Source organism: Spirillospora sp. NPDC048819, from assembly GCF_040650055.1.
Taxonomy (GTDB): Bacteria; Actinomycetota; Actinomycetes; order Streptosporangiales; family Streptosporangiaceae; genus Spirillospora.
Map to the genome: position 1 here is coordinate 1 of NZ_JBEZGN010000052.1, position 24,569 is coordinate 24,569.

Below are 24,569 nucleotides of genomic sequence, written 5' to 3' on the forward strand. Positions count from 1 at the left end.
GCACGGGGCGGCCCGGCCAAACAACAACCGGACCGATAAAGGCACTGGCTTTTAACACGCTGTTGAGTTCTCAAGAAACGGACACCCACCGCGCCGAACCCGCTTCCGCAGGACCCGGTCTCCGGGGCAACCCTTCTAACTTACCTGTTCCATCTCCGTTGTCAAGCAGATCCGCGAAGATCTTTTTCGACGTCCGGAGGCGGCCCAGTCCCCTGCGGAGACGACACACCCCCAGGCCCAAAGCCTGGAGAAGATCGTTTCCTAGGAGGCGCCCTACGGGCCGGCCACCTTGCGGCGTCCTGCATCCCGTTTCAGGCTGTCAGGCCATCCTACAACAGTCCGAGCGTGGCTCGAACCATTTCGGAGGACCTGGTCCCCTGGGCCGGCCGCTCGGTGGCGTCCCGCATCCCTTGGGGCAGCAGTGACAGTAAGGTCCCCCGCCGAGGTCGTCAAATCGCGACACCTGAAGCGTGCCGCCCCTTTGTCCCTCGCGCACACCATTCGTCTCGCTGACCTCGCCGTTCACACACTACGTGGGTCGGGTCACAGTGGGATACGGTGCGCAGACCGCAGAGCACGCGGAATCCGGCGTCGCGGGCGTGCGGTGGCTCCCGGCAGGACTGCCGGCCGAGGTCTGGAGGAACGCCTCGTGAACGTGCCCGTCGCCATCCGTGCTTCGGTCGAGCGCCTGGTGGTAGCCGCGACGATGGGGCCGACGATCCACGACGTGCATGCGTGGCGGTTCAAGGTCGTGCCCGGTCTGATCGAGGTGCATGCCGATCCCGTGAGGTTCCGGCCGGCGCACGACCCGCTCGGGCGGAGCCTGCATCTGAGCAGCGGGGCCGCGCTCGTGAACCTGCGCCTCGCCGCCGCCCAGCTCGGGCACGAGGCGGTGGTGCGGCTGCTTCCCGACGCGGCCCGCCCATCGGTCCTCGCGTCGGCGCGGCTTGCGGGACGGCACCGGATCACGCGGGAGGAGCGCCTGCTGTACGCCGCCACGCTCCGGCCGTTCCCCGCGGATCGTCCGGCCGCCGCCGCGCGGCCGTCCGTCGCCAGCGTCAATGAACTGGGCGAGGCGGTGCGGCTGGAGGGAGCGGCACTTCATTCGCTGCCCACGGCGCAAGAGGCGATGACTCAGCGGGCGGTGCTGACCACCTACGGGGACTCCCCCGCCGAGTGGCTCCGCGCAGGACAGGCGCTCCAGCGTCTTCTGCTGAGCGGCACGGCGCGCGCGGTCTCGATCTCGTTCAGGTTCGATGTCGACGTCCCCGGTGTGGAGGACGTGACCCAGCCCGGCGAAGTGCCCCAGGTGCTCGTCGAACTCACGCAAGACGTAGATGCGCGGCGCCTACTCGAGCCGCCGGTACCCCGACAGCACGAAGGACATGGGCACTGGGAGCGGGTCGGGTAGCCGTCCCAGGCGTTCGCGGAGCCGTTCGGGCGGGACGTGATGCGCGCTGGGCCCCATTCCCACGAGCGTGGTGACTTCGTCGTGGGTCAGGACGGCCTCGGTCTCGATTTCCTTGCGCGAGTCCAGCTTGAAGTAACCGGCGAGTGCGGCGTCCGTGCGCTCGGTTTTGCGCCGGTCGACCGAGAGCAGCCCGAGCGGCTCAACGAGGGGTGCGAGGTGCCCGGGGGACGGCGTCACGGTGAAGAGCAACCCGTCGTCGCGGAGCACACGGTGGAATTCGGCGGCGTTGCGTGGCGCGAAGACGTTCACGACGATGTCGGCGGCTCCGTCGCGCAGCGGAAGCGGACGCCACAGGTCCGCGACGACCGCGCCGGCGCGCGGATGCGCCTTGGCCGCCCTGCGCGCGGCGTGTTTGGAGATGTCCAAGGCGAGCCCGGAGGCGTCCGGCGACCGGTCGAGGATCCGGCTCAGGTAGTACCCGGTTCCCGCGCCCGCGTCGACGACGAAGGATGGGGCAGCGCGTGAGACCTCCCACGCGAGCCGGTCCGCGAGTGCCGTGAAGTGGCCCGCCCCGAGGAACTCGGCTCTCGCGCGGACCATCTCGGGGGTGTCGGCCGTTCCAGGACGGGCGTTGCCGGGCAGCAGGTTCGCGTACCCCTGCCGCGCGATGTCGAAGGTATGCCCGGCCGGGCAGCGCAATCCGCTGCCGGCCAGTTCGAGGTCCGCTCCGCACACGGGGCACACCAGGTATCGGGCGACATCGGCGAGCATCCGTCCATCATCGACCATGTCCGAGGCGGAAGGGGCGGCACCGTCGGCTTCTTTGCCGTCACGCCGCCGCGCCGACAGCCGGGCTTCCCGCACGCGCCATCTGGGACGCCGGGTCCTCAACGGTTCTCCACGGCCCGGCGGCCAGGCCGTTCGGCGGGCCGGCGGGTTCAGGAACGGAGGCGGTTCAGGACTCCGCGCGGCGGCGGACGTCCTCCATGTCGAGGCCGCGGACCTGCTCGATCACGTTCTCCAGCGTCGACTCCGGCACCGCGCCGGGCTCGGCGAAGACGATCATGCCGTCGCGGATCGCCATCAGGGTGGGGATGGACCTGATCCCGAACCGCTGTGACAGTTCCGGCTCAGCGTCGGTGTCGACCTTGGCAAAGACGATGTCGTCGTGTTTGCCCGCCGACCTCTCGTACACGGGGGCGAACCTCTTGCACGGTCCGCACCACTCCGCCCAGAAGTCGACCAGGACGATTCCGTCCGCCTGAGCGACCTGGTCGAAGTTCTCTGCGGTGAGTGTGACCGTCGCCATGTCGGTTTCTCCTCAGTCGGGGTATCAGGACGTAGAGCGGCTCACAGCCTCGCAGTATTCCCCACCCGGGAATCACAGAGCGGTAATTAGCGTTGTCCTCCTAGGGAGATCGCACCGGAGAAGGGTCAGGATGGCTGCAACCCGTACCAAGGGCGACAGGGTCGACGTTCCCGACAAGGATCTGGTCGGAGCGTACCTCGACCGGATCGGCCGTACCCCCCTGCTCGACGCGCAGGAGGAGGTCGATCTGGCCAAGGCGATCGAAGGGGGCCTGTACGCCGAACAGCTGCTCGAGGAGGGGAAGGCGCCCAAGGGCGTGACCCGTGAGGAGCTGGAGGCGCTGACCGCGGCGGGGCTGCACGCCAAGCAGCGTTTCGTCGAGGCCAATCTACGCCTCGTGGTCTCGATCGCCCGCAAGTACCCGACCGACTCGTTGCCCCTCATCGACCTCATTCAGGAGGGGAACCTGGGGCTTATGCGCGCGGTGGAGAAGTTCGACTACCGCCGCGGCTTCAAGTTCTCCACGTACGCGACATGGTGGATCAGGCAGGCGATCGGCCGCGGGCTCAGCCACACCGCCCGCACGATCCGGCTGCCCGTCCACGTGGAGGAGGAGCTTTCCCGGCTGCGGCGCGCGGAGCGTCAGCTCGGCCGTGAGCTCGGCAGGGAGCCGACCCGCGAGGAGATCGCGGACACGATCGGCGCCGAGGCCGAGCATGTGGACGAGCTGCTGCGCTGGCGGCGCGACCCGGCGAGTCTGGACGCGACCGTCGACGAGGCGGGCGAGACGCCGATGGGCGACCTGCTGGAGGACCCGGACGCCGTGACGCCGGAGGCCGAGATCCTCGCGCTGGACGACATCGAGGGTCTCGGGCGGCTGCTGGACCGGCTGCCGGAACGCGAGTCCGCGATCCTGCGGGCCCGGTTCGGCATGGACAGCGGCCAGCCCCTGTCGTACGCGCAGATCGGCGCCCGGTACGGCCTGAGCCACAACCGGGTGCGGCAGATCACCGACCGTTCGCTGCGGCGGCTGCGGCAGCTGGCGAGCGAGGCCGACCTGAGCGGCCGCCGGACGCTGGCGGCCGGGCCGGGCCCCGCTCGGGAGCCGGTGCGCGCGACCGCCGGGAGCCGGGCGGCCTGAGGCCGGGCCCGCAGCCCCTCCGCTCCGTGATCGACGAGAAACGGGCGGCCCCGAAGCCGGGGCCGCCCTTTCGCGTTCCCGGGTCCATCCCCCGTTCCCTCGGCGGAAGCGGCCGGGCCCGTCCGGCCGCCCGGACGGGCCATGTCCGCCGGGCCGGATCGCCTTGTGTGACGGGGAGGGCTCGTCGTCCGGCAGGGCGGGGCGTGCCATAGCCTTTCAGCGTGAGTACATCCGCCCTCGGGGACCTCGACGCCTGGCGCTCCCTCCCCGCCCTCCAGCAGCCCGATTGGGACGATCCGGACGAGGTCCGGGCGGTCGCCGCCGAACTCGCCAGGCAGCCGCCGCTCGTCTTCGCCGGCGAATGCGACCAGCTCAAGGCCCAGCTCGCGGACGTCGCGCAGGGCCGGGCGTTCGTCCTGCAGGGCGGCGACTGCGCCGAGACGTTCGACGGGTCGACCGCCGACGCGGTGAAGAACAAGCTGAAGACGCTGCTGCAGATGGCGGTCGTGCTCACCTACGCCGCCAGCGTGCCGGTCGTGAAGATCGGCCGGATGGCGGGCCAGTTCGCCAAGCCCCGCTCCAAGCCCGTGGAGGTGCGCGGCGGCGTGGAACTGCCCGCGTACCGGGGCGACGCGGTCAACGGGTTCGGCTTCGACGCCGAGTCCCGGCGCAACGACCCGGACCGGCTGCTGAAGGCCTACCACTGCTCGGCGGTGACGCTGAACCTGTGCAGGGCGTTCACCAAGGGCGGGTACGCCGACCTGCGGCAGGTGCACGCCTGGAACCAGGACTTCGTGGCGACGAGCCCGGCGGGCCGCCGCTACGACCAGCTGGCCGGTGAGATCGACAGGGCGCTGACGTTCATGAAGGCGTGCGGGGCGAACCCCGACGAGTTCCACGGGGTGGAGTTCTACTCCAGCCATGAGGCGCTGCTGCTGGAGTACGAGCGGGCGCTGACCCGGATCGACCACCTCAGCGGCCTGCCGTATGACGTGTCGGCGCACTTCCTGTGGATCGGTGAGCGCACCCGGCAGCTGGACGGGGCGCATGTGGAGTTCCTGCGGCACATCCGGAACCCGATCGGGGTGAAGCTCGGCCCGGCCACCTCGGCCGACGACGCCCTGGCGCTGATCAACCGGCTGAACCCCGATCACGAGCCCGGCCGGCTCACGTTCATCACCCGGATGGGCGCGGGCCGCATCCGGGACGCGCTGCCGCCGCTGATCGAGAAGGTGCATCAGAGCGGCGCGCCGGTCGCGTGGATCTGCGACCCGATGCACGGCAACACCTTCGAGGCGCCGAGCGGGCACAAGACGCGGCGGCTGGACGACGTGCTGGACGAGGTGGCCGGGTTCTTCGAGGTCCACCGGGCTCTCGGGACTCATCCCGGCGGCATCCACATCGAGTTCACGGGCGACGACGTCACCGAGTGCGTCGGCGGCGCCCACGGGCTCGCGGAGGCCGATCTGCACCAGCGGTACGAGACGGCCTGCGACCCGCGGCTCAACCGCGGCCAGTCTCTGGACCTGGCCTTCATGGTCGCCGAGCTGTACCGCAAGTCCGCCTGACCGCGTGGGACCGCGCCCACCGAGGGCGGCCCCGCGGGGCCGCCCTCGGTGGGCGCGGTCCCACAGGAGGTCTTCCGCAGCGGCACGTTCCAGACCGGAACGCGACCGTCAGATGTCGACCTCGGCCCAGACGACCTTGCCGCCGGTCACGGGGTCGGCGCCCCAGGAGTTCGCGAAGCGGTCGACGATGAACAGGCCGCGGTGCGACTCGTCCAGCGGGCCGGGGACGGTCAGCCGCGGCAGCTGGGCGGCGCGGTCGCGGACCTCGACGCGGATGCGCCCGCTGCCGCGCAGCAGGCGCAGCTCCAGCGCCGTCCCCGCGTGCCGGACGGCGTTGGCGACCAGTTCCGCGACGATCGCGGTGACGAGTTCCTCACGCTCCATCAGCGCCCAGGTGCGCATGGTGCGGGCGGCGAGGCGCCGCGCGTACTCGACCGCCTCGGTCTGCGGAGCCGCGCGCAGTGTGGTCTCGGTCATCGGGTCGGTCACTCCGCCCGCTCGCCGTTCTTCATCGTCTCTCCTCACCGCCCATCGGCCGGAGCCTCCTCCGCCGGACCTTCGATCAGGAAGCGATCGAGGCCGGTGGTCCGCAGCACGTTCTCGACCCGGCCGTAGGCGCCGGTGACGGTGAGCGTGGCGTTCTGCGCGCGCGCGTGCTTGTACGCCCGCACGAGGACGTTGAGACCGGAGGAGTCACAGAAGTCGACCGCGGCGAGGTCGACGACGACCGCCCGCTCTCCCGCGTCGACCAGCTCGGTCAGCCGTGACCGCAGCTCGTCGGAGGAGTGCAGGTCGATGGAGCCGCGCGCGGCGATCGTCGCGCGGCCGTCCTGTCGTGTCGTGTGCAAGGCAAGCCCCACGCCACCCCACCTTACCGATTGTTGGTCTCCATCATGACGCCCGCAGAACGATGAGGGCAACGTCGTCGTTCGACGGCTCGGGCCCGAAGTCGCGGACGGCGCGCTGGATACGGGCGGCGACGGCCCCCGCGCTCAGTCCCGTGCAGTCGGCGAGCAGGTTCTCTAGCCCTTCGCCGTCGCCGAGCAGCCGGTTGCCGGAGCGCCGCTCCGTGACGCCGTCGGTGACGCAGAGCAGGACCTCCCCGCGGCGCAGGTCGATCGTGTCGGTGTGGAACTCGACGCCGTCGAACACGCCGAGCAGCGGCTGCGGCGAGGCCGCCTCCCGCACCGTGCCGTCCGTGGCGAGCACCAGCGGGGGCGGGTGCCCCGCGCTCGTCAGCCTGATCGTCACGCCGCCGGCGCCGCGCCTGGCGGCGATCTCGCCGTGCAGCAGGGTGAGCAGCCGCCCGCGTTCGCCCTCGCCGAGGATGAGCCGGTTGAGCCGGCCGAGGACGCCCGGGACGGACATGTCCTCGGCGGCGAGGATGCGCAGCGCGTGCCGGGCGAGCCCGGTGACGGCGGCGGCCTCGGGCCCGGTGCCGCACACGTCGCCGATGGCGAACCGCCAGTGGGACGCGGCGGCCGGGCCGCCGGGGCGCCGCCCGCTCTCGAAGACGTCGTAGAAGTCGCCGCCGACCTCGCTGCCCTCCCCGGCGGGCTCGTACACGACGGCGACCTCCAGGCCGGGGATCTCGGGGATTCCGGGCGGCAGGAGGCTGCGCTGGAGGGCGCTGCTCATGGCGGTCTGCGCGGAGAACAGCCGCGCGTTGTCGACGGCGAGGGCGGCGCGGCGGCTGAGCTCCTCGGCCAGCTCGATCGCGCTGCGGGGGAAGCGGTCGCCGGACGGGCGGCCGATGACGATGGTGCCGATGCGCCGGCCGCGGGCGATCAGCGGGAACGCGTAGACCTGGTCGGCGGCGGTGCCGCCGGTGGCGGCCCGGAGCTCCGCGGGCGCGGCGGCGAGGCCGTTCCAGGGGCCGGGGACGTCCATCGGCGGGGCGGCGCCCGCGTGTTCGAGCAGCTCGCGGAGCCCGTCGGCGCGGTTCTCGTCGGCGTGCCACACGTAGGCCAGCCGGTCGGGCTCGGACTCGGTGACGTTGTAGACGGCGCACCAGGTGGCCAGGCGGGGGACGACGAGCTGGGCGACGAGCGCCATCGTGCGTTCCTGGTCGAGGGTCCCGGCGAGCAGGTCGCTGGCCTCGGCGACGAAGCTGAGCCAGCCCCGCCAGGACCGTTCCAGCTCCCCCACCCTGGCCTTCTCCAGGGAGAGCGACATTTCGTCGGCGAGCCGGCCGAGACGCGCGCCGTCGGCCTCGGCGAACCGGCCGGACACCGACGAGACGGCCACGAGGAGGCCGGTGAGGCGTCCCTGGGACTCCAGCGGCGCGGCGGCCAGCGACCGCGCCTGCAGGGCCGCGGCGGTCGGATCCGAGGCGTCCGAGGCCACCCAGGCCGACCCGGCGCGGGCGGCGGGGCCGAGCCCGGCCACCGACAGTTCGCCGAGGGGCATCTCGGCGGCGGTTCCGGCGGACGCACCCATGATCAGGCGCCCGTCGCGCTCGGTCAGCAGGACGGCCGCGCCCTCGGCGCCGAGGACGTCCCGGACGCCGGCGACGCCGTCCTCCATGGACTCCACGGCTGTCGGGGAGCGCAGGAGCCGGTCACCGGCGGCGGGGACCTCGCCCACGCCCTCGCCGAGCCTGCCCTCCCTGGCCTGGCCTCCGGGGCCCGAGCCGTCGCGGGCGGACTCGCCCGACCCGTCGCGGGCGGCACGTTCGCGGGTGCGCTCACGCCTGGGGGCGCCGTCGCCGGCGGGCTCGGCGGAGGGCCCGGCCTCGGCAGGCTCGCCGGCCAGGGATCCGGGCACCGCGGCGCCCGAGGCGCCCGGCCTGGGCAGCCGGAACCAGACGCCCTTGGTGCGGCGGTCGTAGGAGACGCCCCAGGACGCGGCGAGCCGGGAGATCGACGGCAGGCCGCGCCCGCTGGAGGCGGTGACGCCCGGCATGTCGATGCCCCGGGTGGGATGCCGGTCGCGGACCTCGACCTTGATGTCGCCGTCCTCCAGCCGGCAGGAGACCTCGAAGGACGTGCCGGCGTAGGCGATCGCGTTGGTGGCGAGCTCGCTGGTGGCCAGGACGGCGTCGTCCGCGACCTCGTCCATGCCCCAGTCGGCGAGCACCTTCCGGACGAACCGGCGCGCATCCGCCACCGCGGGGGCGGCGGACGGAAAGGTGGCCGACGCCGTCTGCCGATCCAACTGTCGTCCCTCGTTCGAAGCGTCACTACCGGGCCTGGCCATCGTGACAGACCGGTCGGTGACCCGGCCACGGGACCCGTGGGCCGGGAGGCGGAGCAATGCGCCGGACCTCGGTGACTCGGCCCCCGCCACAACACGACAGACCGTAACACGAAGACTACAAGGGCGGATGCACGATCATTGCCGTCCGTTCACCTCCGGCGTGCGGACGGCGCGTCCAGCACCGCACGGCGACGTAGAGTACTGGGTGCGGCCAGGAAGGCCCTAGAGAAGGAGTCCGTGCCACCAGGCGACCCGGTCTCCGGATACCCGACAATCGCGGGCCAGGAGGATGAAACAGCATGCCGCGTACCGCGTCTCGCGCCCGCCCCGGCGGCGGGTACCGCGACACCACCCCCCGCTACAGCGACGCAGATCTCGAACCGCTCCTCAAGGCGCTCATCGCCGTCCGGGACGGCAAGACGAGGTCGGAGCTGAACGTTCCGGGCGAGGGCGCCGTGGCGGAGGCCGCGGCGGTCCTGGAGGAGATCCGGCAGAACGGCGACGAGCTGTCGTCGGGGCTGAGCCGCGTCCGCCGCGAGATCGGCCGGGAGGGCCAGCTCCGCGGGAGGCTGACGCCGGGCACGCTGCGCGGCACCTGGGCGACCGCCGTGGAGGACGCCAACGCGATCATCGACAAGCTGACCGACCTCGCCACGGGGATGAGCCAGGTGGTGGAGGCGGTGGCCGCGGGCGACCTGAGCCAGCGGGTCGAGCTGCGGGTCCGCGGCCGGCCGATGCGCGGGGAGCTGCTGCGCATGGCCAAGTCGGTCAACGGCATGGTCGAGCTGCTCGACCAGTTCACGTGGGAGGTCACCCAGTTCGCCCGCGAGGTCGGCACCGAGGGGCGGCTCGGCGGCCAGGCCCCGGCGCGCGGGATGACCGGCCGGTGGCGGGACGTGACGGCCTCGGTGAACATCATGGCGGCGCGGCTGACGTCCCAGGTCCGCGACATCGCGGAGGTCACCACGGCGGTGGCGAGGGGCGACCTGACCCGCAAGGTCACCGTGGAGGCGACCGGTGAGCTCCAGGAGCTGAAGCTCACCGTGAACACGATGGTCGATCAGCTGTCGGCGTTCGCCGACGAGGTGACCCGCGTCGCCCGCGAGGTCGGCACCGAGGGGCAGCTGGGCGGCCAGGCCAACGTGCCCGGCGTCAGCGGCGTCTGGAAGAACCTCACCGACAACGTCAACGCGATGGCGAACAACCTGACCTACCAGGTCCGCAACATCGCCCAGGTCACCACCGCCGTCGCCGACGGCGACCTCGGCAAGAAGATCACGGTCGACGCGCAGGGCGAGATCCTGCAGCTCAAGGACACCGTGAACACGATGGTGGACACGCTGTCGGCCTTCGCCGCCGAGGTCACCCGCGTCGCACGCGAGGTCGGCACCGAGGGACGCCTGGGCGGCCAGGCCCGCGTGCCCGGCGTGAGCGGCGTCTGGAAGGACCTGACCAGCAACGTCAACGGGATGGCGTCCAACCTGACCTACCAGGTCCGCAACATCGCCCAGGTCACCACCGCCGTCGCCGAGGGAGACCTCGGCAAGAAGATCACCGTGGACGCGCAGGGCGAGATCCTGGAGCTGAAGGACACGGTGAACGCGATGGTGGACACGCTGTCGTCGTTCGCCTCGGAGGTCACCCGCGTCGCCCGCGAGGTCGGCACCGAGGGGCGCCTCGGCGGCCAGGCGCGGATGCCGGACGTCAGCGGCGTCTGGAAGGACCTGACCGACAACGTCAACTCGATGGCGAACAACCTGACCATGCAGGTCCGCGGGATCGCCCAGGTCACCACGGCGGTCGCGAAGGGCGATCTGACCCGCAAGATCGAGGTGGACGCGCAGGGCGAGATCCTGCAGCTCAAGGACACTTTGAACACGATGGTCGACACCCTGTCGGCGTTCGCCGACGAGGTCAGCCGCGTCGCCCGCGAGGTCGGCACCGAGGGACGCCTCGGCGGCCAGGCGCACGTGCCCGGCGCGGGCGGCATGTGGAAGGACCTGACCGACAACGTCAACGGGATGGCGTCCAACCTGACCTACCAGGTCCGCAACATCGCGCAGGTCGCGACGGCGGTCGCGCACGGCGACCTGACGCGGCGCATCGACGTGAACGCGCAGGGCGAGATCCTGGAGCTGAAGACCACGCTGAACACGATGGTGGACACGCTGTCGTCGTTCGCGTCCGAGGTCACCCGCGTCGCCCGCGAGGTCGGCATCGAGGGCCGGCTCGGCGGGCAGGCCGAGGTCGAGGGCGTGTCGGGCACCTGGAAGCGGCTGACCGAGAGCGTGAACGAGCTGGCCGGCAACCTGACCACGCAGGTCCGCGCGATCGGCGAGGTCGCCAGCGCGGTCGCCACCGGCGACCTGACCCGGACGATCACCGTGGAGGCGCGCGGCGAGGTCGCCGAGCTGAGCGACAACGTCAACCTGATGGTCGCGACGCTGCGCGAGACGACCCGCGCCAACGAGGAGCAGGACTGGCTCAAGACCAACCTGGCGCGGATCGGCGGGCTCATGCAGGGCCACCGGGACCTCATGCAGGTCGCCGAGTTGATCATGCGCGAGCTGACGCCGACCGCGACCGCCCAGTACGGCGCGTTCTACCTCGCCGAGACCATCGGCGAGGAGACCGAGCTGGTCATGATCGCCGGGTACGGGATGCGGCGCGGGCGGATCGGGTCGGTCCGGTTCGCGATGGGCGAGGGGCTGGTCGGGCAGGCGGCGCAGGAGCGCCGGCCGCTGCTGATCGCCGACGCCCCCGCCGACTACGTCAAGATCGGGTCGGGTGTGGGCGAGGCGTCCCCGGTCAACATCATCGTGCTGCCGATCGTGTTCGAGGACGCGGTGCTCGGCGCGATCGAGCTGGCCGCGTTCGGCCGCTTCACCGACGTCCACCTGGCGTTCTTCAGCCAGCTCATCGAGACGATCGGGGTGACGCTGAACGCGATCAGCGCCAACACCCGCACCGAGGCGCTGCTCGGCGAGTCCCAGCGCCTCGCGCAGGAGCTGCAGGAGCGCTCGGACGAGCTGCAGCGCCAGCAGGGGGAGCTGCGGCATTCCAACACCGAGCTGGAGGAGAAGGCGGCGCTGCTGGCCCAGCAGAACCGCGCGATCGAGATCCAGAACTTCCAGATCGAGCAGGCCAGGCGGACGCTGGAGGAGCGCGCCGAGCAGCTGGCGATCTCCTCGCGGTACAAGTCGGAGTTCCTGGCGAACATGTCGCACGAGCTGCGCACGCCGCTGAACAGCCTGCTCGTGCTCGCCAAGCTGCTGTCGGAGAACCAGGGCGGCAACCTCACCGAGAAGCAGGTGGAGTTCGCCCAGACGATCCACGAGTCCGGCACCGACCTGCTGGAGCTGATCAACGACATCCTGGACCTGGCCAAGGTCGAGGCCGGGAAGATGGAGGCGCACCCGCAGCGGCTTTCGGTGTCGGCGCTGGTCGACTACGTCGACGCGACGTTCCGTCCGCTGTCGGTCGACAAGGGCCTGCAGTTCGGCGTGGAGGTCGCGCCGGACGTCCCGTCCGTCCTGAACACCGACGAGCAGCGGCTGCAGCAGGTGCTGCGCAACCTGCTGTCGAACGCGGTGAAGTTCACCGCCGAGGGCGAGGTGCGGCTGCTGATCGAGCGGGCCGGCGACATCGACTTCACGCTGCCCGCCCTGTGGAACACCCCCGACGTGATCGCGTTCCGGGTGATCGACACCGGCATCGGGGTGAGCACGGACAAGCTGCAGGAGATCTTCGAGCCGTTCCAGCAGGCCGACGGGACGACGAGCCGCCGCTACGGCGGCACCGGCCTCGGCCTGTCGATCAGCCGGAACATCGCGCGGCTGCTGGGCGGGGAGATCCACGCGGAGAGCCAGCCGGGCCGCGGCAGCGTGTTCACGCTCTACCTGCCCGCCCAGTACAGCGAGCGCGACGACCGGCGCCGTTCGCCGCTGACGGACGACGTGGTCATCGCGCCGGAGGGCATGGCGGGCATGTTGCCGGGCGGCGAGCCCGGCAACGGCGGCCTGGCCGGCGTCGGGGCCGGGACCGCGCCCGGCGGGGACAACGGGCTGCCGGCGGATCAGCGGGCGCCGGGCGGGGAACGTCCCGGCGAGCCGGAGGCCGCGATCGCGGGCCTGCTGGAGGAACCGCCCGCGGACTTCCTCGACACGGTCCTGTCCGGCCGCAAGGTCCTGATCGTCGACGACGACGTCCGGAACGTGTTCGCCCTCACCAGCGTGCTGGAGGGCTACGGGATGGAGGTCCTGTACGCCGAGGACGGGCAGGCCGGGATCGACGTCCTGCACCGCAACCCGGACGTGGCGGTCGTGCTGATGGACGTGATGATGCCGGGCCTGGACGGCTACGCGACCACCGCCGCGATCAGGGAGATGCCGCAGTTCGCCGAGCTGCCCATTATCGTGATCACTGCGAAGGTGATGAAGGGCGACCGGGAGAAGAGCCTGGAGTCGGGCGCCTCCGACTACGTGCCCAAGCCGGTGGACGTGGACCATCTTCTTGACGTCATGAGGAACTGGCTGCAACCCTCCATCGTCCGCTGAGGAGAGGAGAGGCCTGGAAGTAGGGTCGCCGTAGGCGCTGAAGCGGCCGGCGATGGCGGGGACCGGAATCGGAGAGACGCGCGTGGACGACAAGGCGAAGATCCTGCTCGTGGACGACCGCGAGGAGAACCTGATCGCGCTGGAGGCCATCCTCAGCTCGCTGGATCAGGACCTCGTCCGGGCGCGGTCCGGGGAGGACGCGCTGAAGGCGCTGCTCACCGACGAGTACGCGGTCATCCTGCTGGACGTCGTCATGCCGGGGATGGACGGGTTCGAGACGGCCCGCGACATCAAGCGCCGCAAGAAGACCCGCGACCTGCCGATCATCTTTCTCACGGCGGTGAACAGCGACCCCGACTACGCCTTCCGCGGCTACGCGGCGGGCGCGGTCGACTTCATCTCCAAGCCGTTCGACCCGTGGGTGCTGCGCGCGAAAGTGTCGGTGTTCGTGGAGCTGCACAACAAGAACAAACAGCTCCGCGACCAGACGACGCTGCTGCGCGAGCAGGCCGCCCTGCTGCGGGAGCAGTCGACGCTCCTGCGGGCGCGCCCCGCCGAGGAGGCGCCGCAGCGGGCCGGTGAGCGGCTGGCGGCCGTGGAGGAGCAGGCCGAGGTGGTCGGCAAGCGCGTCCCGGACGCCCTGCGCGGCGAGTTCGACGAACTCGGCCGCCGCCTCACCGAACTCCGCCAGGCCCTCAACGGCGAAGGCCCGGCGTCGTCCTGACCCCCGGCTAGCCGCGATCCAGTACGGCCCTGGCGGCGGCGATGCGGGCGAGCGTGCGGTCGCGGCCGAGGATCTCCAGGGACTCGAACAGCGGGAGCCCGACGGTGCGGCCGGTGACGGCGACGCGGACGGGCGCCTGGGTCTTGCCGAGCTTGAGGCCGTGTTCGGCGCCGATGCGCTCCAGCCGGTCCTTGAGCTCGGCGGCGTTCCACGGCGCGTCCCGGTAGGCGGTCTCGGCGGCGGCGAGGATCGCGGCGGCGGGCTCCTTCATCGCCTTCTTCCAGGACTGCTCGTCGGACGGCGGCTCGTCCAGGAACACGAAGTCGATCATCGGGACGATCTCCGACAGCAGCGCCACCCGGGTCTGCGCCAGCGGCGCCAGCTCGGCGAACACCGCGACGTCGACGTCGAACGGGGCCTCCTGCAGGAACGGGAGGCACTCGGCGATGAACTTCTCGACGGGCAGCGCCCGGAGGTAGTCGCCATTGAACGAGCGGAGCTTCTTCTCGTCGAAGAACGCGGGCGAGGTGTTGACGTCCTCGATGCGGAACTCGTCGACGATCACGTCCCAGGGGACGATCTCGCGGTCGCCCGACGGGGCCCAGCCGAGGAGCATCAGGTAGTTGCGCATGGCCTCGGGGAGGTAGCCCTCGGCCCGGTAGTCCTCCAACGCGACCTTGTCGCGGCGCTTGGACAGCTTCTGCCGCTTCTCGTTGACGATGACGGGGACGTGCGCCCAGACGGGCGGCTCGCCGCCGAGCGCCTCCCACAGCAGCTGCTGCTTGGGCGCGTTGGACAGGTGCTCCTCGCCGCGCACGACGTGGGTGATGCCCTGGCTCATGTCGTCGACCGCGTTGGCCAGCAGGAACGTGACCGACCCGTCGGCGCGGGCGATGACGAAGTCCTCCAGGACGGCGTTCTCGAAGACGGGCTTGCCGCGCAGCAGGTCCACGACGGTGGTCTGGCCCTCGTCGGGCGTGCGGTAGCGGAGGGCGCGTCCGGGACCGGCGTCCAGGCCGCGGTCGCGGCAGAACCCGTCGTAGCCCTTGTGCTGGTCGCCGGTGCGGGCGATCACGGCTTCGCGGGTGCAGTCGCAGTAGTAGGCGCGGCCGGCGGCCTTGAGCGTCTCGACGGCCTCGGCGTGCCTGTCGGTGTTGGCCGACTGGAAGTAGGGGCCCTCGTACTGTTCGCCGTCCATTCCGAGCCAGGCCAGGGCGCGGATGATGCCCTCGGTCCATTCGGGGCTGTTGCGGGAGGCGTCGGTGTCCTCGATCCGCAGCACGAGCGTCCCGCCCGACTGCGCGGCCATCACCCAGTTGAACAGCGCCGAGCGGGCGCCGCCGACATGGAACATGCCGGTCGGGGACGGGGCGAAGCGGACGCGGATCGAAGAGGTCGAAGACATGCTTCAAGGGTAGAGCGCGCGGGGCCCCGTTCGCGCCCGGGACCCGCGCGCCCCGCCCGTGTTCCCACCGGGCTACGCGCCCGGTGCGGGCCTCCAGTGCGGATCGCGGCCGGCCAGCCCGACGAGCCGGTCGAGGAGCGGCGCGTCCTCCGGCACGGGCACCTCGGCGCCGAACGCCCCGTATTCGCGGCCGACCTCCGCCGTCGGGACGAGCTGCTCCCACGCGGCCCGCACGACCTCGGGCGGGTAGCCGGGCTCGCGGCCGGTGGCGGCGGCGAGGTCCCAGCCGTGGGTGACGGACTCGCCGAAGAGGATCCCGGCGATGAACTCGGCCGGCATGCCCTCCTTGTTGCCGGTGAGGCTGGTCGTGCCCTCCCACGCCGCCGGGTCCTGCCAGGCCTCGGCGGTCTTCCTGGCCTGCTCCTCGTACCGCTCGGCCCAGCGGGGCTCGGCGGTGAAGTCGTGGTCCTCCCCCGGCCCGGTGATCGGCAGCTTGTGCGCGGCGGCCTCGCCGCGCGCGCTCCACAGGATCAGGTGGTTGATCAGGGCCCGGACGTCCCAGCCCGCGCACGGGGTCGGCGCGTCCAGCTTCGCCTCGGGGATCTCCAGGACGATCCGCGCCGCGGCCTCCGCGGCGGGAAGCATCTGGCTCCGGATATCCATGATCTCTCCCTCGCTCATCAGTTCGAACACGCCGTCCACGGTAGAACCGGCCGCGGGGTCCGGTCTTGAAGAAACGCGCCACGTTAGCCTGAGCTGATGGAACGACCTCTACCCGGTGGGACGCGGGGCATCCTGCACGCGCGGACGGGGCTGGAGCACTTCCAGGTCGAGCGGACCGCGCCGCCGCCCGCGCTCGCCCCGTTCGCCGAATTCTTCTGGGTGCTGCGCTGGGATCTGCGCGGACGGCCCCCGCACCGCCAGCGGCTGCTCACGCTGCCGTCCGTCCACATGACCTTCACCAGCTATCTGACCAGCGGGGCGACGCGGGCGCGGATCGTGGGCGTGGTGCGCGAAGAGTTCACCGAGGAGATCGCGGACGAGGGCCGCGTGGTCGGGGTCGGTTTCCGGCCGGGCGGTTTCCGGCCGTTCCTCGGCGGCGACGTGCCGGTCTCCGCGCTCACCGGCCGGTTCGCCGGGGTGGACGAGGTGTTCGGCGAGGACGGCCTCGCGCTCGCCGGGGAGATCTTCGCGGCCCCGGGCGCGGCCGAGGGCCTGGCGCTGCTGACGGAGTTCCTGATCGGGCGGCGTCCCGTGCCCGACCCGGCCGCCGAACGGGCCGCCGGGATCGTCGCGCGGATCGCGGCGCGTCCTGGCCTGCTGCGGGTGGACGAGCTGGCCGGGGACGTGGGGATGAGCCCGCGCAGCCTGCAACGCCTGTTCCACGAGTACGTGGGCGTCGGCCCGAAATGGGTGATCCGGCGGTACCGGATGCAGGAGGCGCACGAGCGGGCCGCGTCCGGCTCGGACGTCGACTGGGCGGAGGTGGCGGCGGAACTCGGCTACGCAGACCAGGCGCATTTCACCCGCGACTTCACCGCCGCCGTCGGGACCCCGCCCGCGAAGTACGCGCGGGAGGCGGCGCCGAACCGTGAGCCGGGGACGGAGCGCGAACCGGGGCCTGGCACCATCGACGCATGACCGACCCCCTCGATCCGTTCGGCGACCTCGCCTCGTTCCGGAGTGTCGCCGCCGACAGGCTGGCCTCGTTCGAGCACACGACCGTCCCGGACAAGCCCGGCCTGCGCCGCGCAGGGGTCGTCCTGTGCGCGGTGGAGCACGACGGCGTCCCCGCGGTGATCCTGATCAAGCGCGCCTACCGGGGGCGCAACGCCGGCCAGTGGGGGCTGCCCGGCGGCCGCGTGGAGGAGGGCGAGACGCCCGAGGAGGCGGCCCTGCGGGAGCTGCACGAGGAGATCGGCCTGACCGCGGGGTCCGCCGACGTCCTCGGCAGGCTCGACGACTTCCCCGCCACCTCCGGTTTCTCGATCACGCCGGTCGTGGTGGTGCTGGACGACCCCGGGCCGCTGATGCCGAGCCCGGACGAGGTCCACTCCGTCCACCACACGAGCCTGCGCAAGCTCGCGGACGACGACACGCCGAAATGGGTTCCGCAGCCCGGCGGCGGTCATCTGCTGCAGATGTGGCTGGGGCCCCGGTGGCGCGTCCATGCCCCGACCGGCGCCATGCTGTGGCAGTTCCGCGAGGTGGTGCTGCTCGGGCACGACGTCAGGGTCGCCGATTTCGTCCAGCCCGACTGGACACGCCACTAGCTTCGGCGCTAGAACGTCCCCCCGTCGATGACGATGCGCTGCCCGGTGAGGTAGGACGCCCCGTCGGAGACGAGGAACCGCACCACTCCGGCGACCTCCTCGGGAGTGCAGACGTGCCCATAGGGGGATGAGGCGTCCGCTTGCCGGATGTCCTCGATGCCCGTGGTGGCGCGCACGAGCCGCCGTCCCATGTCGGTGTCGACAACGCCGGGCGCGACGACGTTGACGTGCATGCCGTTGCCGCGCTCCTCCTTGGCGAGGGTCCGCGCGAGCGCCTCCATCGCGGCCTTGCCCATCGTGTAGGGAGCGCCGAACGGCGGCGTGGTGTCGGTGATCACGCTGGAGACGAACACCATGTCGCTGCGTCCGGCGCGGCGCATCAGCGGCAGCAGCGCCTGGCTGAGGTGGTGCGGGCCGAACGCGTGCACGCGCAGCACCCGCTCGAGCTCGGCGGGGTCGGTGTCGGCGACGCTGTGGCCGCGGCTGGCGATCCCGGCGCAGTGCACGAGGATGTCGAGGCCGCCGAGCTCCGCCTCGACGCGGGCGGCGAGGGCTCGGCACTCCTCCAGGTCGTCGACCGACGCGCGGAACGCGTGGCCGCGCACGCCCGCGGCCTCGATGTCGGCGACGGTCTTGCGCGCGGCGTCCTCGTCGCGCCGGTAGGCGACGGCCACCCCGGCCCCGTCGGCGGCCAGGGCCAGGGCGATCGCCCGGCCGATCCCCCGGCCGCCTCCGGTGACCAGGGCGGTACGGCCGGCCAGAGAACTCATGGGGCGCTCCTTCGTCAGGGGGCGGACGACAGCACCATCCTGCACGCTCGCGCCCTCCCGCCGTAAGCGGGGGCCCTGACGAAGACGCCCCCGGGCCTACCCGGCCGGTTCCGCCTCGATGACGTGGTAGGCGGACGGCGGCAGCGGCCCGGTCAGCGAGACCACCGTGAGTCCCGCGCCTTCGAGCAGCTCCCGGAACTCCGCCTCGGTCCGCTCGCGTCCGCCGGTCGAGACGAGCATGTTGAGGTCGTTGCGGACGACGCCGGCCGTCTCCGGCGTGACGATCTCCGGCATCACCTGCTCCAGCACGAGCACCCGGTCGCCGGGACGCATCGCCGCGCGGACGTTCTTCAGGATCGCGGTGGCCTTCTCGTCGTGCCAGTCGTGGATCACGCTCTTGAGGACGTACGCGTCCGGGCCTTCGGGAACGGACTCGAAGAAGTCGCCCGGCATGATCTGCGCCCGGTCGGCGACGTCCGCCAGCGTGCCGGACGCGGCGTCGAGGCCGGCGGGCAGGTCGAAGAGCACTCCGCGCAGCCCGGGGTTGGCGCGCAGGATCGCGGCGAGCAGCGTTCCGTCACCGCCGCCGAGGTCCGCGACCGTGGCGTAGCGGCCGAAGTCGTGCGCCTCGATGATCCCCGGCGCGACCGCCCGGGTGTGCTCGGCCATCGCCGCGTTGAACGTCGCCGACAGCTCTCCGTCCGACTTGAAGAACTCGAACGGCGTCTTGCCGGTCGCGCGTTCCCACGCGTACTCCCCGGTGCGCAGCGTCTCGGTCATGTCGCCCCACGTCCGCCACACGTCGGGGCCGCAGAACAGCTTGATCAGCGCGCGGATCGAGTCGGGGGCGTCGGCGCGGAGCCGCCGCCCCTCCGCGGTCAGCGCGAAGAGGTCGCGCTCCTTCTGGTCCACGACGCCCAGGCCGGTGAGGCCGCGCAGCAGCCGGTACAGCGACGGCGCGTGGGTTCCGGTCTCCTTCGCCAGTTCCGCGCTCGATCTCGGCCCGTCCGCCAGGGCGTCGGCCAGCCGTATCTCCGCGGCCACGTGAAGCATCTGCGCCGGCATGTACCCGAAGGCCAGGTCCAGCAGCGGTGATCTCGACATCGTCGGCTCCCTTCTTTGTCACCAGGGACGCTACGGAGTAGCCGGGGGGCCGTCTTGGACGAATGAAACCTGCCCGGCAGCCGCGGCCGGCATGCCTGCGGCGTCGGCGGGCCTGCGGTGTCAGCGGGCCCGGGTGTGAGCGGGCCTGCGGTGTCAGCGGGCGAGGGCGCGCAGCCAGGTCGCGGCGGCGGCGAGGTGCTCGTCGGTCAGGCCGCCCATCGGGTCGATCTCCACGAGCAGATGCTCGGCGACGTCGGGCTCGCCGGCGATGCACTCGGTGGCGTCGGGCTCGTCCTCGAACCAGACGAACGGGCGGCCCTCGGTCCACGCGGCGACGTGGCGGGCCTTCCACGCGCCGAGCGTCCGCCCCTCCTCGGCGCCGGGGAACTGCGGGATCGGGACGAACGGCAGCTCCGGCAACCCGACTCTCGGAGCGATCCACACGTTGGCGTTGTCGCACCAGTAGCTCGCCCAGGCCAGTTCCGCACCGGCGGACTCGGCCAGGTCCAGCAGGGACGGGCCGTGCGCGGGGTTGAGCCACAGCCTGAACGACATGCCGTTCGGCGAGCAGCGATGCCGTTTGTAGCCCCGGTGGGGCCTTTCGAATGGGTTGAGAACTCCGTCCACGTCCAGAAGAACCACCGGCGACCCCATACCCGGACGGTACGACATCACGGACCGTCCGTCGAAGGTCATTTCCGGCCGCGCGTCATAGGTTTCCGCCGAGCGGGCATGGTGCGGTCATGTGCCGGCTCTTCGGGATGACCACGGGAGGACCGCGCGTCCACAGCACGTTCTGGCTGCTGGACGCTCCGGACAGCATGACGTCCCAGAGCCGCCGCATGCCCGACGGAACGGGACTCGGCTGGTTCTCGCTGGGCGAGGAACCCGTCCGCGACCGCGCGCCCATCGCCGCGTTCCAGGACTGCGACTTCAACGCCGAGGCGCGCCACGTCGTGTCGCACACGTTCGTCTCCCACGTCCGGTTCGCGTCGACGGGCGCACCGGACGTCCACAACTCCCACCCGTTCGTCATGGACGACCGGCTGTTCGCCCACAACGGCGTGGTGAAGCGCCTCGACGTCCTCGGCTCGTGGCTCACCGACGTGGAACGGGCCCTGACCCAGGGGCAGACCGACTCCGAGCTGGTGTTCGCCTACATCACGGCGGAGATCCGGCGATGCGGCGACGCACTGGCGGGGCTGATCTCCGCCGTCCGGCGCATCGCCGCCGAACTGCCCGTCTTCGCGCTGAACGTCCTGCTGGCCGAGTCGCGGCGGCTGTGGGCGCTGCGCTACCCGGACACGCACGAGCTGTGGGTCCTCAAGCCCACGCTGGAGAAGACCGGTCCCGCCCGGCACCTGAGCTCCGGCCGCGAGCCCGGTCAGGTGAGCGTGGGGGCGCACAGGGAGCCGTGCCCGGCGTTCGTCCTCGCCAGCGAGCGCATGGACGACGACCCGGGGTGGCGCCTCCTCGCGCCCGGCGAACTGCTCATGGTGGACGGGCTGGAGGCGACCTCGCTGTTCCCGTTCGACGACCCGGCGCACCCGCTGACGGTCGCCGAACTGTCGGCGGCGGAGGCCACGTCCCAGACGTGATCGACTCCGGCGCGCGGGACGTAGAGTGGGCGGCCGAGTCCTGAAGGAGCCTGGATGACGCACCAACTCACGCTGATGGCCGTGCACGCCCACCCCGACGACGAGGTGCTGGGCACCGGCGGCCTGCTCGCCCGCTGCGCCGCAGAGGGCATCCGCACGGTCCTGGTCACCTGCACCAACGGGGAGCAGGGCGACGACTCCGGCGGCGTGAAGCCCGGCGAACCGGGACACGACGCCTCCGAGGTCGCCGAACGGCGCCTGGCCGAACTGCGCGAGTCGGCCGGCCTGCTCGGCATCGGCCATCTGGAGCTGCTCGGCTACCGCGACTCCGGCATGGCCGGCTGGTCGGCGAACGACGATCCCGAGGCGTTCGCGAACGTCCCGCTGGAGGAGTCCGCCGGGCGGCTCGCCGCGCTGATGGAGCACTACCGCCCGCAGGTCGTCGTCACCTACGACGAGAACGGCGGCTACGGGCACCCCGACCACATCCAGGCCCACCGCATCGCGCTCGCCGCCGCCGAGAAGAGCGGCGTGCCGGACAAGCTGTACTACACCGCCATCCCCCGCTCGGGCATCAAGCAGATGTTCGAGACCATCCGCGAGGCGGGCGTGGAGATCGACTTCGATCCGCCCGAGGACTTCGGGACCCCCGACGAGCTGATCACCAGCACGGTCGACGTGTCCGCGCATGTGGAGGTCAAGCGGAAGGCCCTCCAGGCCCACGCGAGCCAGGGCGAGAACATCTTCCTCCTGCGGCTGCCGGAGGAGGTGCAGCAGGCGGCGTTCTCGTCCGAGACGTTCGTCCGCCACTACTCGCGCGTCGAGGCGTCCGGCAAGGAAGAGGACCTGTTCGACGGTCTCAGGTGATCCGGGCCTGGGCCCTGTAGTGGTCGAGGACGTCCTGACGCAGCAGGTAGCCGAACCCGGACCGCTCAAGCCGCAACGCGAAGGCCGCCTCATCGGTGCCCAGGGAGGCGGCGGTGGCGTCCAGCCGCCACTCGTGCGCGGCCAGCCGCTTGAGGAGGTATCCCCGCTTCACCTGCGCGTCGGAGAGCCGGAACGTCTTCATGTACGCGACGCGCCCGTCGGCGCCGGTGATGGTCTCACCGATGTGGTTCTCCTTGCGCAGGCCGAACGACGGCAGGAACCGCGCCAGCTCGAAGCCGTTGAGGAACTGCACGACCTGGCGGGATCCGTCCTCGTCGAGGAGCTGCCCGGCCATGACCTCGTCATGGAAGGCGGCCCACTCGGCCTGCCGCCTCTCCGCCGCCGCCCGCAGGTCCTTGAGCGAACGGATCCCGGTGTCGTCGATCCCCGCCGACAGGTCGCCCGCGGGCATCCCCAGGAGGCCGTACACGTAGATCAGTTCCCCGAACAGGTCTTCGACCAGGGTCGGATGCAGCGCCCGGTAGTCGTCGGGATGCGGGGTGACGAACGCGCTCGCCAGCGCGTCCGCGACGTAGACCATCACGCCGCACTGCCCCGGATGGATCTCGAAGATCCGCAGGGCGTCCTCGAGCCCCCGCACCTGATGCCCGAGATAGGTCTCCTCGCACCGGGGCGACAGCCCGTGCGCGACCGCCCTGCGCGACCACTCCTCCCACGCGATCTCCGGGCCGCCGAAGTGCAGCGCGAGATAGCCCTCGACGGCCAGGTGCAGCGGCAGGAAGCGAAGCCGGTCCTTGCCCGTCCTCCTCGCCATCCGGCGCGTCGTCCGCACCGGCATCCGCGGCGGCGCGGCCTCGGTGTCGTGCTCCAGGAGCCGCGTCCCGTACGCGGCCGCGGGCAACTGGTCGTTCTCACTCCAGGTCGCCACGAACGCGTGCGGGACGAACGACGTGTACACCGTCCCGTCCCCGACCTCCACGACCGACACCGGCTCCTCGTAGACCTTCCGGTGCAGGCGCAGATGCGGGACGGGCTCGTCCCGGACGAGCGGGACTAGCCGCACGCTGCCCCACGTCTGCGCGGCCCTGGTCTCCAGCCCGTCCAGCGTGAACGTCATGAGAGGTCCCCCAGGAAGCGTGCGGCCCGGTCGTCCAGGTGAGCCCGCAGCTGCGCCAGGCCGACCCGCCCCTCGGCGAAGCGGGCGAGCTCGACCAGCGTCGGCAGGTCCTCGGCGTCCCTGATGCCAGCGGTGGGCACGGTCGGCGCCAGCCGCCGCACGTCGAAGTCGTCGGCGTCGTACACCGGGTTCAGGTGGGCGATCATCACCCGCTGGCCGGGCGCACGCCGGTGCCCCGGGTCGAGGCGGGTCCGCCAGATCCGCAGGACGTCCGCGGCGAGGCCGGGCGGCGCGTTGTCGCAGCCGTCCGAGACGATGAGGAGACGCTCGGGCCGCGTCTCCAGCGCGTCGATGATCCGCTGCCCGAGCGGCGTGGGGCCGAACGGGTACACCAGCAGCTCGTCGGTGCGTCCCGACGTCCACAGCGGCGTGTACTCCTTCGCGAGCGCCTCCAGCAGGTAGTTCGAGGCGAGAGCGACCGCCAGCGGACGCCGCCGCTTCTGCCCCGACCCCGTCGCGGAGTAGCTGTCGTCCAGGACCGCGGTCACCGTGCCCCACGAACCGCGCGCCGCACCGGCCACGCGCCGTGCGGCCGTGCGCAGCGCCTCGGTCAACTCGGCGCGCCGCTCCGCCCTGGCGTCCAGCGACAGGGACAGCACGTACGAGGCGAGCCGGGTGAGGGGCATCTCCCCCAGGTCCGCGCGGACGTTCTCGACCGCGGCCTTCCGCGCGTTCTCCTGCAGGCGGAGCCGCTCCAGCCGGGTCATCCGCGGCTGGATGCGCTCCAGGAACACCTCGCGCGGAACGCCGTGCTTGGCCGCGAACCCCTCCGCGACCGTGTACGGAAGCTCATAGATCGCGGCCTGCTCATAGTGCGCCCGCCGCCACTGCTCGAAGATCGGCGTCTTGAACGCCTTCACGCTGAACGGCGCGAACAGGAAATTGCGCTGCTCCCCCTGAAGCCGCAGATGCGCATGCCGCGCCGCGGCCTTCACCGCGCTCCGGTACTTGACGGAGTCGAACGCCGGGTCACCGCGCCCCGCCATCCAGTCGCGGATGATGGCGCGCGTCCGCCGGTTGTTCACACCGCGCCGCCTCAGTTCCCCGAACACCCGGTACACCCGGTGCTGCGGCATCAGCTCCAGCCGCCGCGCGATCAGGCGCCCCTCGTACCGGCGCCGCCCGACCTCGACGTCCCCCGCCCGCACCAGCAGATTCCGGACGATGATCGCCGCATTGTGGTCGTTGACGTCCAGTGCGAGAGCGGCCGCGTACACCTCCCGGTAGTTCTCCAGCATGTATTCGTGCAGGAATTCAAGGCTGAGCCGCTGATCACCGGGGTAGTGCTGGAATTCCCGCTGCCCGGTCGACGTGATCGCCGCATTGACGAACATCAGCGCGTCCTCGCAGGCGACGAGTTCCTCGAACGTCTCGGTCATCGCTTTCCACGCAGGTCGGGGGGCGGGGTGCCGGCCGGGGAAGGATGGCGCGAGCGGCGAATCATCAC

The 24,569-nt window shown here is 71.7% G+C and carries 21 protein-coding genes; 9 read left to right on the forward strand and 12 right to left on the reverse strand.

The features are described from left to right. Window positions 1-649: 649 nt before the first annotated feature. Window positions 650-1,411 carry a hypothetical protein gene (locus AB0C35_RS41570; RefSeq protein WP_358468600.1) on the forward strand — a complete coding sequence of 254 codons (762 nt, stop codon included), beginning with the start codon at window positions 650-652 and terminating at the stop codon, window positions 1,409-1,411. Here AB0C35_RS41570 and AB0C35_RS41575 read toward each other — a convergent pair. Both AB0C35_RS41575 and trxA read right to left on the reverse strand, forming a co-directional pair. Beyond that, window positions 1,349-2,182: a putative RNA methyltransferase gene (locus AB0C35_RS41575; RefSeq protein ID WP_358468603.1), complete on the reverse strand. Its 834-nt coding sequence runs from the start codon at window positions 2,180-2,182 to the stop codon at window positions 1,349-1,351. The two genes, AB0C35_RS41570 and AB0C35_RS41575, sit on opposite strands and share 63 nt — an antisense overlap. Before the next feature lie 184 nt (window positions 2,183-2,366). Then, window positions 2,367-2,720 carry a thioredoxin gene (gene trxA, locus AB0C35_RS41580; RefSeq protein ID WP_358468606.1) on the reverse strand — a complete coding sequence of 118 codons (354 nt, stop codon included), beginning with the start codon at window positions 2,718-2,720 and terminating at the stop codon, window positions 2,367-2,369. A gap of 130 nt (window positions 2,721-2,850) precedes the next feature. Here trxA and AB0C35_RS41585 point away from each other — a divergent pair, with 130 nt between their 5' ends. Together AB0C35_RS41585 and AB0C35_RS41590 are read left to right on the forward strand one after the other, a co-directional pair. Further along, complete coding sequence (locus AB0C35_RS41585) at window positions 2,851-3,861, forward strand: sigma-70 family RNA polymerase sigma factor (RefSeq protein WP_358468609.1); 1,011 nt, start codon at window positions 2,851-2,853, stop codon at window positions 3,859-3,861. Window positions 3,862-4,082: 221 nt separating this feature from the next. Then, window positions 4,083-5,429 (forward strand): class II 3-deoxy-7-phosphoheptulonate synthase, encoded by a 1,347-nt coding sequence (locus AB0C35_RS41590; protein WP_358468611.1) that lies wholly within the window; start codon window positions 4,083-4,085, stop codon window positions 5,427-5,429. Between the two features lie 108 nt (window positions 5,430-5,537). On the opposite strand, the gene AB0C35_RS41595 is transcribed toward AB0C35_RS41590, so the two are convergent. Genes AB0C35_RS41595 through AB0C35_RS41605 form a run of 3 tightly spaced genes read right to left on the reverse strand, consistent with a single transcriptional unit; the run spans window position 5,538 to window position 8,585 of the window. Further along, a complete protein-coding gene (locus AB0C35_RS41595; RefSeq protein WP_358468614.1) occupies window positions 5,538-5,906 on the reverse strand; it encodes an ATP-binding protein in 369 nt (122 codons plus the stop codon). Between the two features lie 44 nt (window positions 5,907-5,950). Beyond that, window positions 5,951-6,277, reverse strand: coding sequence for an STAS domain-containing protein (locus AB0C35_RS41600; protein WP_358468617.1), 327 nt, complete (start codon window positions 6,275-6,277; stop codon window positions 5,951-5,953). Window positions 6,278-6,320: 43 nt separating this feature from the next. Continuing rightward, window positions 6,321-8,585, reverse strand: a complete 2,265-nt coding sequence (locus AB0C35_RS41605; protein ID WP_358468620.1) for a SpoIIE family protein phosphatase — start codon at window positions 8,583-8,585, stop codon at window positions 6,321-6,323. A 341-nt stretch (window positions 8,586-8,926) separates the two neighbouring features. Between AB0C35_RS41605 and AB0C35_RS41610 the strand changes: the two genes are divergently transcribed. Continuing rightward, a complete protein-coding gene (locus AB0C35_RS41610) occupies window positions 8,927-13,183 on the forward strand; it encodes a HAMP domain-containing protein (RefSeq protein WP_358468623.1) in 4,257 nt (1,418 codons plus the stop codon). 82 nt (window positions 13,184-13,265) lie between these two features. Then, on the forward strand, window positions 13,266-13,907 hold the full coding sequence (locus tag AB0C35_RS41615) for a response regulator (protein WP_358468626.1): 642 nt from the start codon (window positions 13,266-13,268) through the stop codon (window positions 13,905-13,907). Window positions 13,908-13,914: 7 nt separating this feature from the next. Here the strand turns inward: AB0C35_RS41615 and gltX are convergent, their stop codons facing one another. Together gltX and AB0C35_RS41625 are read right to left on the reverse strand one after the other, a co-directional pair. Then, on the reverse strand, window positions 13,915-15,312 hold the full coding sequence (gene gltX, locus AB0C35_RS41620) for a glutamate--tRNA ligase (protein WP_358468628.1): 1,398 nt from the start codon (window positions 15,310-15,312) through the stop codon (window positions 13,915-13,917). Between the two features lie 72 nt (window positions 15,313-15,384). Beyond that, complete coding sequence (locus tag AB0C35_RS41625; RefSeq protein ID WP_358468630.1) at window positions 15,385-16,005, reverse strand: TIGR03086 family metal-binding protein; 621 nt, start codon at window positions 16,003-16,005, stop codon at window positions 15,385-15,387. 66 nt (window positions 16,006-16,071) lie between these two features. Between AB0C35_RS41625 and AB0C35_RS41630 the strand changes: the two genes are divergently transcribed. Together AB0C35_RS41630 and AB0C35_RS41635 are read left to right on the forward strand one after the other, a co-directional pair. Beyond that, complete coding sequence (locus AB0C35_RS41630) at window positions 16,072-16,953, forward strand: AraC family transcriptional regulator (protein WP_358468632.1); 882 nt, start codon at window positions 16,072-16,074, stop codon at window positions 16,951-16,953. Continuing rightward, entirely contained in the window at window positions 16,950-17,585 is a 636-nt protein-coding gene (locus tag AB0C35_RS41635; RefSeq protein WP_358468634.1) for a CoA pyrophosphatase, read from the forward strand. The genes AB0C35_RS41630 and AB0C35_RS41635 overlap by 4 nt, the downstream gene beginning before the upstream one ends. 8 nt (window positions 17,586-17,593) lie before the next feature. On the opposite strand, the gene AB0C35_RS41640 is transcribed toward AB0C35_RS41635, so the two are convergent. The 3 genes from AB0C35_RS41640 to AB0C35_RS41650 form a co-directional block, all read right to left on the reverse strand. Further along, window positions 17,594-18,355, reverse strand: a complete 762-nt coding sequence (locus AB0C35_RS41640; RefSeq protein ID WP_358468636.1) for an SDR family oxidoreductase — start codon at window positions 18,353-18,355, stop codon at window positions 17,594-17,596. 96 nt (window positions 18,356-18,451) lie between these two features. After that, window positions 18,452-19,459, reverse strand: coding sequence for a methyltransferase (locus tag AB0C35_RS41645; protein WP_358468638.1), 1,008 nt, complete (start codon window positions 19,457-19,459; stop codon window positions 18,452-18,454). Between the two features lie 153 nt (window positions 19,460-19,612). Next, entirely contained in the window at window positions 19,613-20,155 is a 543-nt protein-coding gene (locus AB0C35_RS41650) for an HAD domain-containing protein (protein ID WP_358468641.1), read from the reverse strand. A 47-nt stretch (window positions 20,156-20,202) separates the two neighbouring features. Here AB0C35_RS41650 and AB0C35_RS41655 point away from each other — a divergent pair, with 47 nt between their 5' ends. Both AB0C35_RS41655 and AB0C35_RS41660 read left to right on the forward strand, forming a co-directional pair. Then, window positions 20,203-21,057, forward strand: coding sequence for a class II glutamine amidotransferase (locus tag AB0C35_RS41655; protein ID WP_358468644.1), 855 nt, complete (start codon window positions 20,203-20,205; stop codon window positions 21,055-21,057). Window positions 21,058-21,111: 54 nt separating this feature from the next. Then, window positions 21,112-21,924, forward strand: coding sequence for a PIG-L family deacetylase (locus tag AB0C35_RS41660; RefSeq protein WP_358468647.1), 813 nt, complete (start codon window positions 21,112-21,114; stop codon window positions 21,922-21,924). Here the strand turns inward: AB0C35_RS41660 and AB0C35_RS41665 are convergent. Both AB0C35_RS41665 and AB0C35_RS41670 read right to left on the reverse strand, forming a co-directional pair. Continuing rightward, window positions 21,917-23,062, reverse strand: coding sequence for a hypothetical protein (locus tag AB0C35_RS41665; RefSeq protein ID WP_358468650.1), 1,146 nt, complete (start codon window positions 23,060-23,062; stop codon window positions 21,917-21,919). The two genes, AB0C35_RS41660 and AB0C35_RS41665, sit on opposite strands and share 8 nt — an antisense overlap. After that, window positions 23,059-24,501 carry a hypothetical protein gene (locus AB0C35_RS41670; protein WP_358468653.1) on the reverse strand — a complete coding sequence of 481 codons (1,443 nt, stop codon included), beginning with the start codon at window positions 24,499-24,501 and terminating at the stop codon, window positions 23,059-23,061. Before AB0C35_RS41670 ends, AB0C35_RS41665 begins: the two co-directional genes overlap by 4 nt. Window positions 24,502-24,569 lie beyond the last annotated feature (68 nt).

What these genes read in the sequence shown, in the direction of transcription:
- AB0C35_RS41575 (WP_358468603.1), bottom strand. Translation starts at nt 2,182, where the DNA reads ATGCTCGCCGATGTCGCCCGATACCTGGTGTGCCCCGTGTGCGGAGCG.
- trxA (WP_358468606.1), bottom strand. Translation starts at nt 2,720, where the DNA reads ATGGCGACGGTCACACTCACCGCAGAGAACTTCGACCAGGTCGCTCAG.
- AB0C35_RS41585 (WP_358468609.1), top strand. Translation starts at nt 2,851, where the DNA reads ATGGCTGCAACCCGTACCAAGGGCGACAGGGTCGACGTTCCCGACAAG.
- AB0C35_RS41595 (WP_358468614.1), bottom strand. Translation starts at nt 5,906, where the DNA reads ATGACCGAGACCACACTGCGCGCGGCTCCGCAGACCGAGGCGGTCGAG.
- AB0C35_RS41610 (WP_358468623.1), top strand. Translation starts at nt 8,927, where the DNA reads ATGCCGCGTACCGCGTCTCGCGCCCGCCCCGGCGGCGGGTACCGCGAC.
- gltX (WP_358468628.1), bottom strand. Translation starts at nt 15,312, where the DNA reads ATGTCTTCGACCTCTTCGATCCGCGTCCGCTTCGCCCCGTCCCCGACC.
- AB0C35_RS41630 (WP_358468632.1), top strand. Translation starts at nt 16,072, where the DNA reads ATGGAACGACCTCTACCCGGTGGGACGCGGGGCATCCTGCACGCGCGG.
- AB0C35_RS41635 (WP_358468634.1), top strand. Translation starts at nt 16,950, where the DNA reads ATGACCGACCCCCTCGATCCGTTCGGCGACCTCGCCTCGTTCCGGAGT.
- AB0C35_RS41640 (WP_358468636.1), bottom strand. Translation starts at nt 18,355, where the DNA reads ATGAGTTCTCTGGCCGGCCGTACCGCCCTGGTCACCGGAGGCGGCCGG.
- AB0C35_RS41645 (WP_358468638.1), bottom strand. Translation starts at nt 19,459, where the DNA reads ATGTCGAGATCACCGCTGCTGGACCTGGCCTTCGGGTACATGCCGGCG.
- AB0C35_RS41650 (WP_358468641.1), bottom strand. Translation starts at nt 20,155, where the DNA reads ATGACCTTCGACGGACGGTCCGTGATGTCGTACCGTCCGGGTATGGGG.
- AB0C35_RS41655 (WP_358468644.1), top strand. Translation starts at nt 20,203, where the DNA reads ATGTGCCGGCTCTTCGGGATGACCACGGGAGGACCGCGCGTCCACAGC.
- AB0C35_RS41660 (WP_358468647.1), top strand. Translation starts at nt 21,112, where the DNA reads ATGACGCACCAACTCACGCTGATGGCCGTGCACGCCCACCCCGACGAC.
- AB0C35_RS41665 (WP_358468650.1), bottom strand. Translation starts at nt 23,062, where the DNA reads ATGACGTTCACGCTGGACGGGCTGGAGACCAGGGCCGCGCAGACGTGG.
- AB0C35_RS41670 (WP_358468653.1), bottom strand. Translation starts at nt 24,501, where the DNA reads ATGACCGAGACGTTCGAGGAACTCGTCGCCTGCGAGGACGCGCTGATG.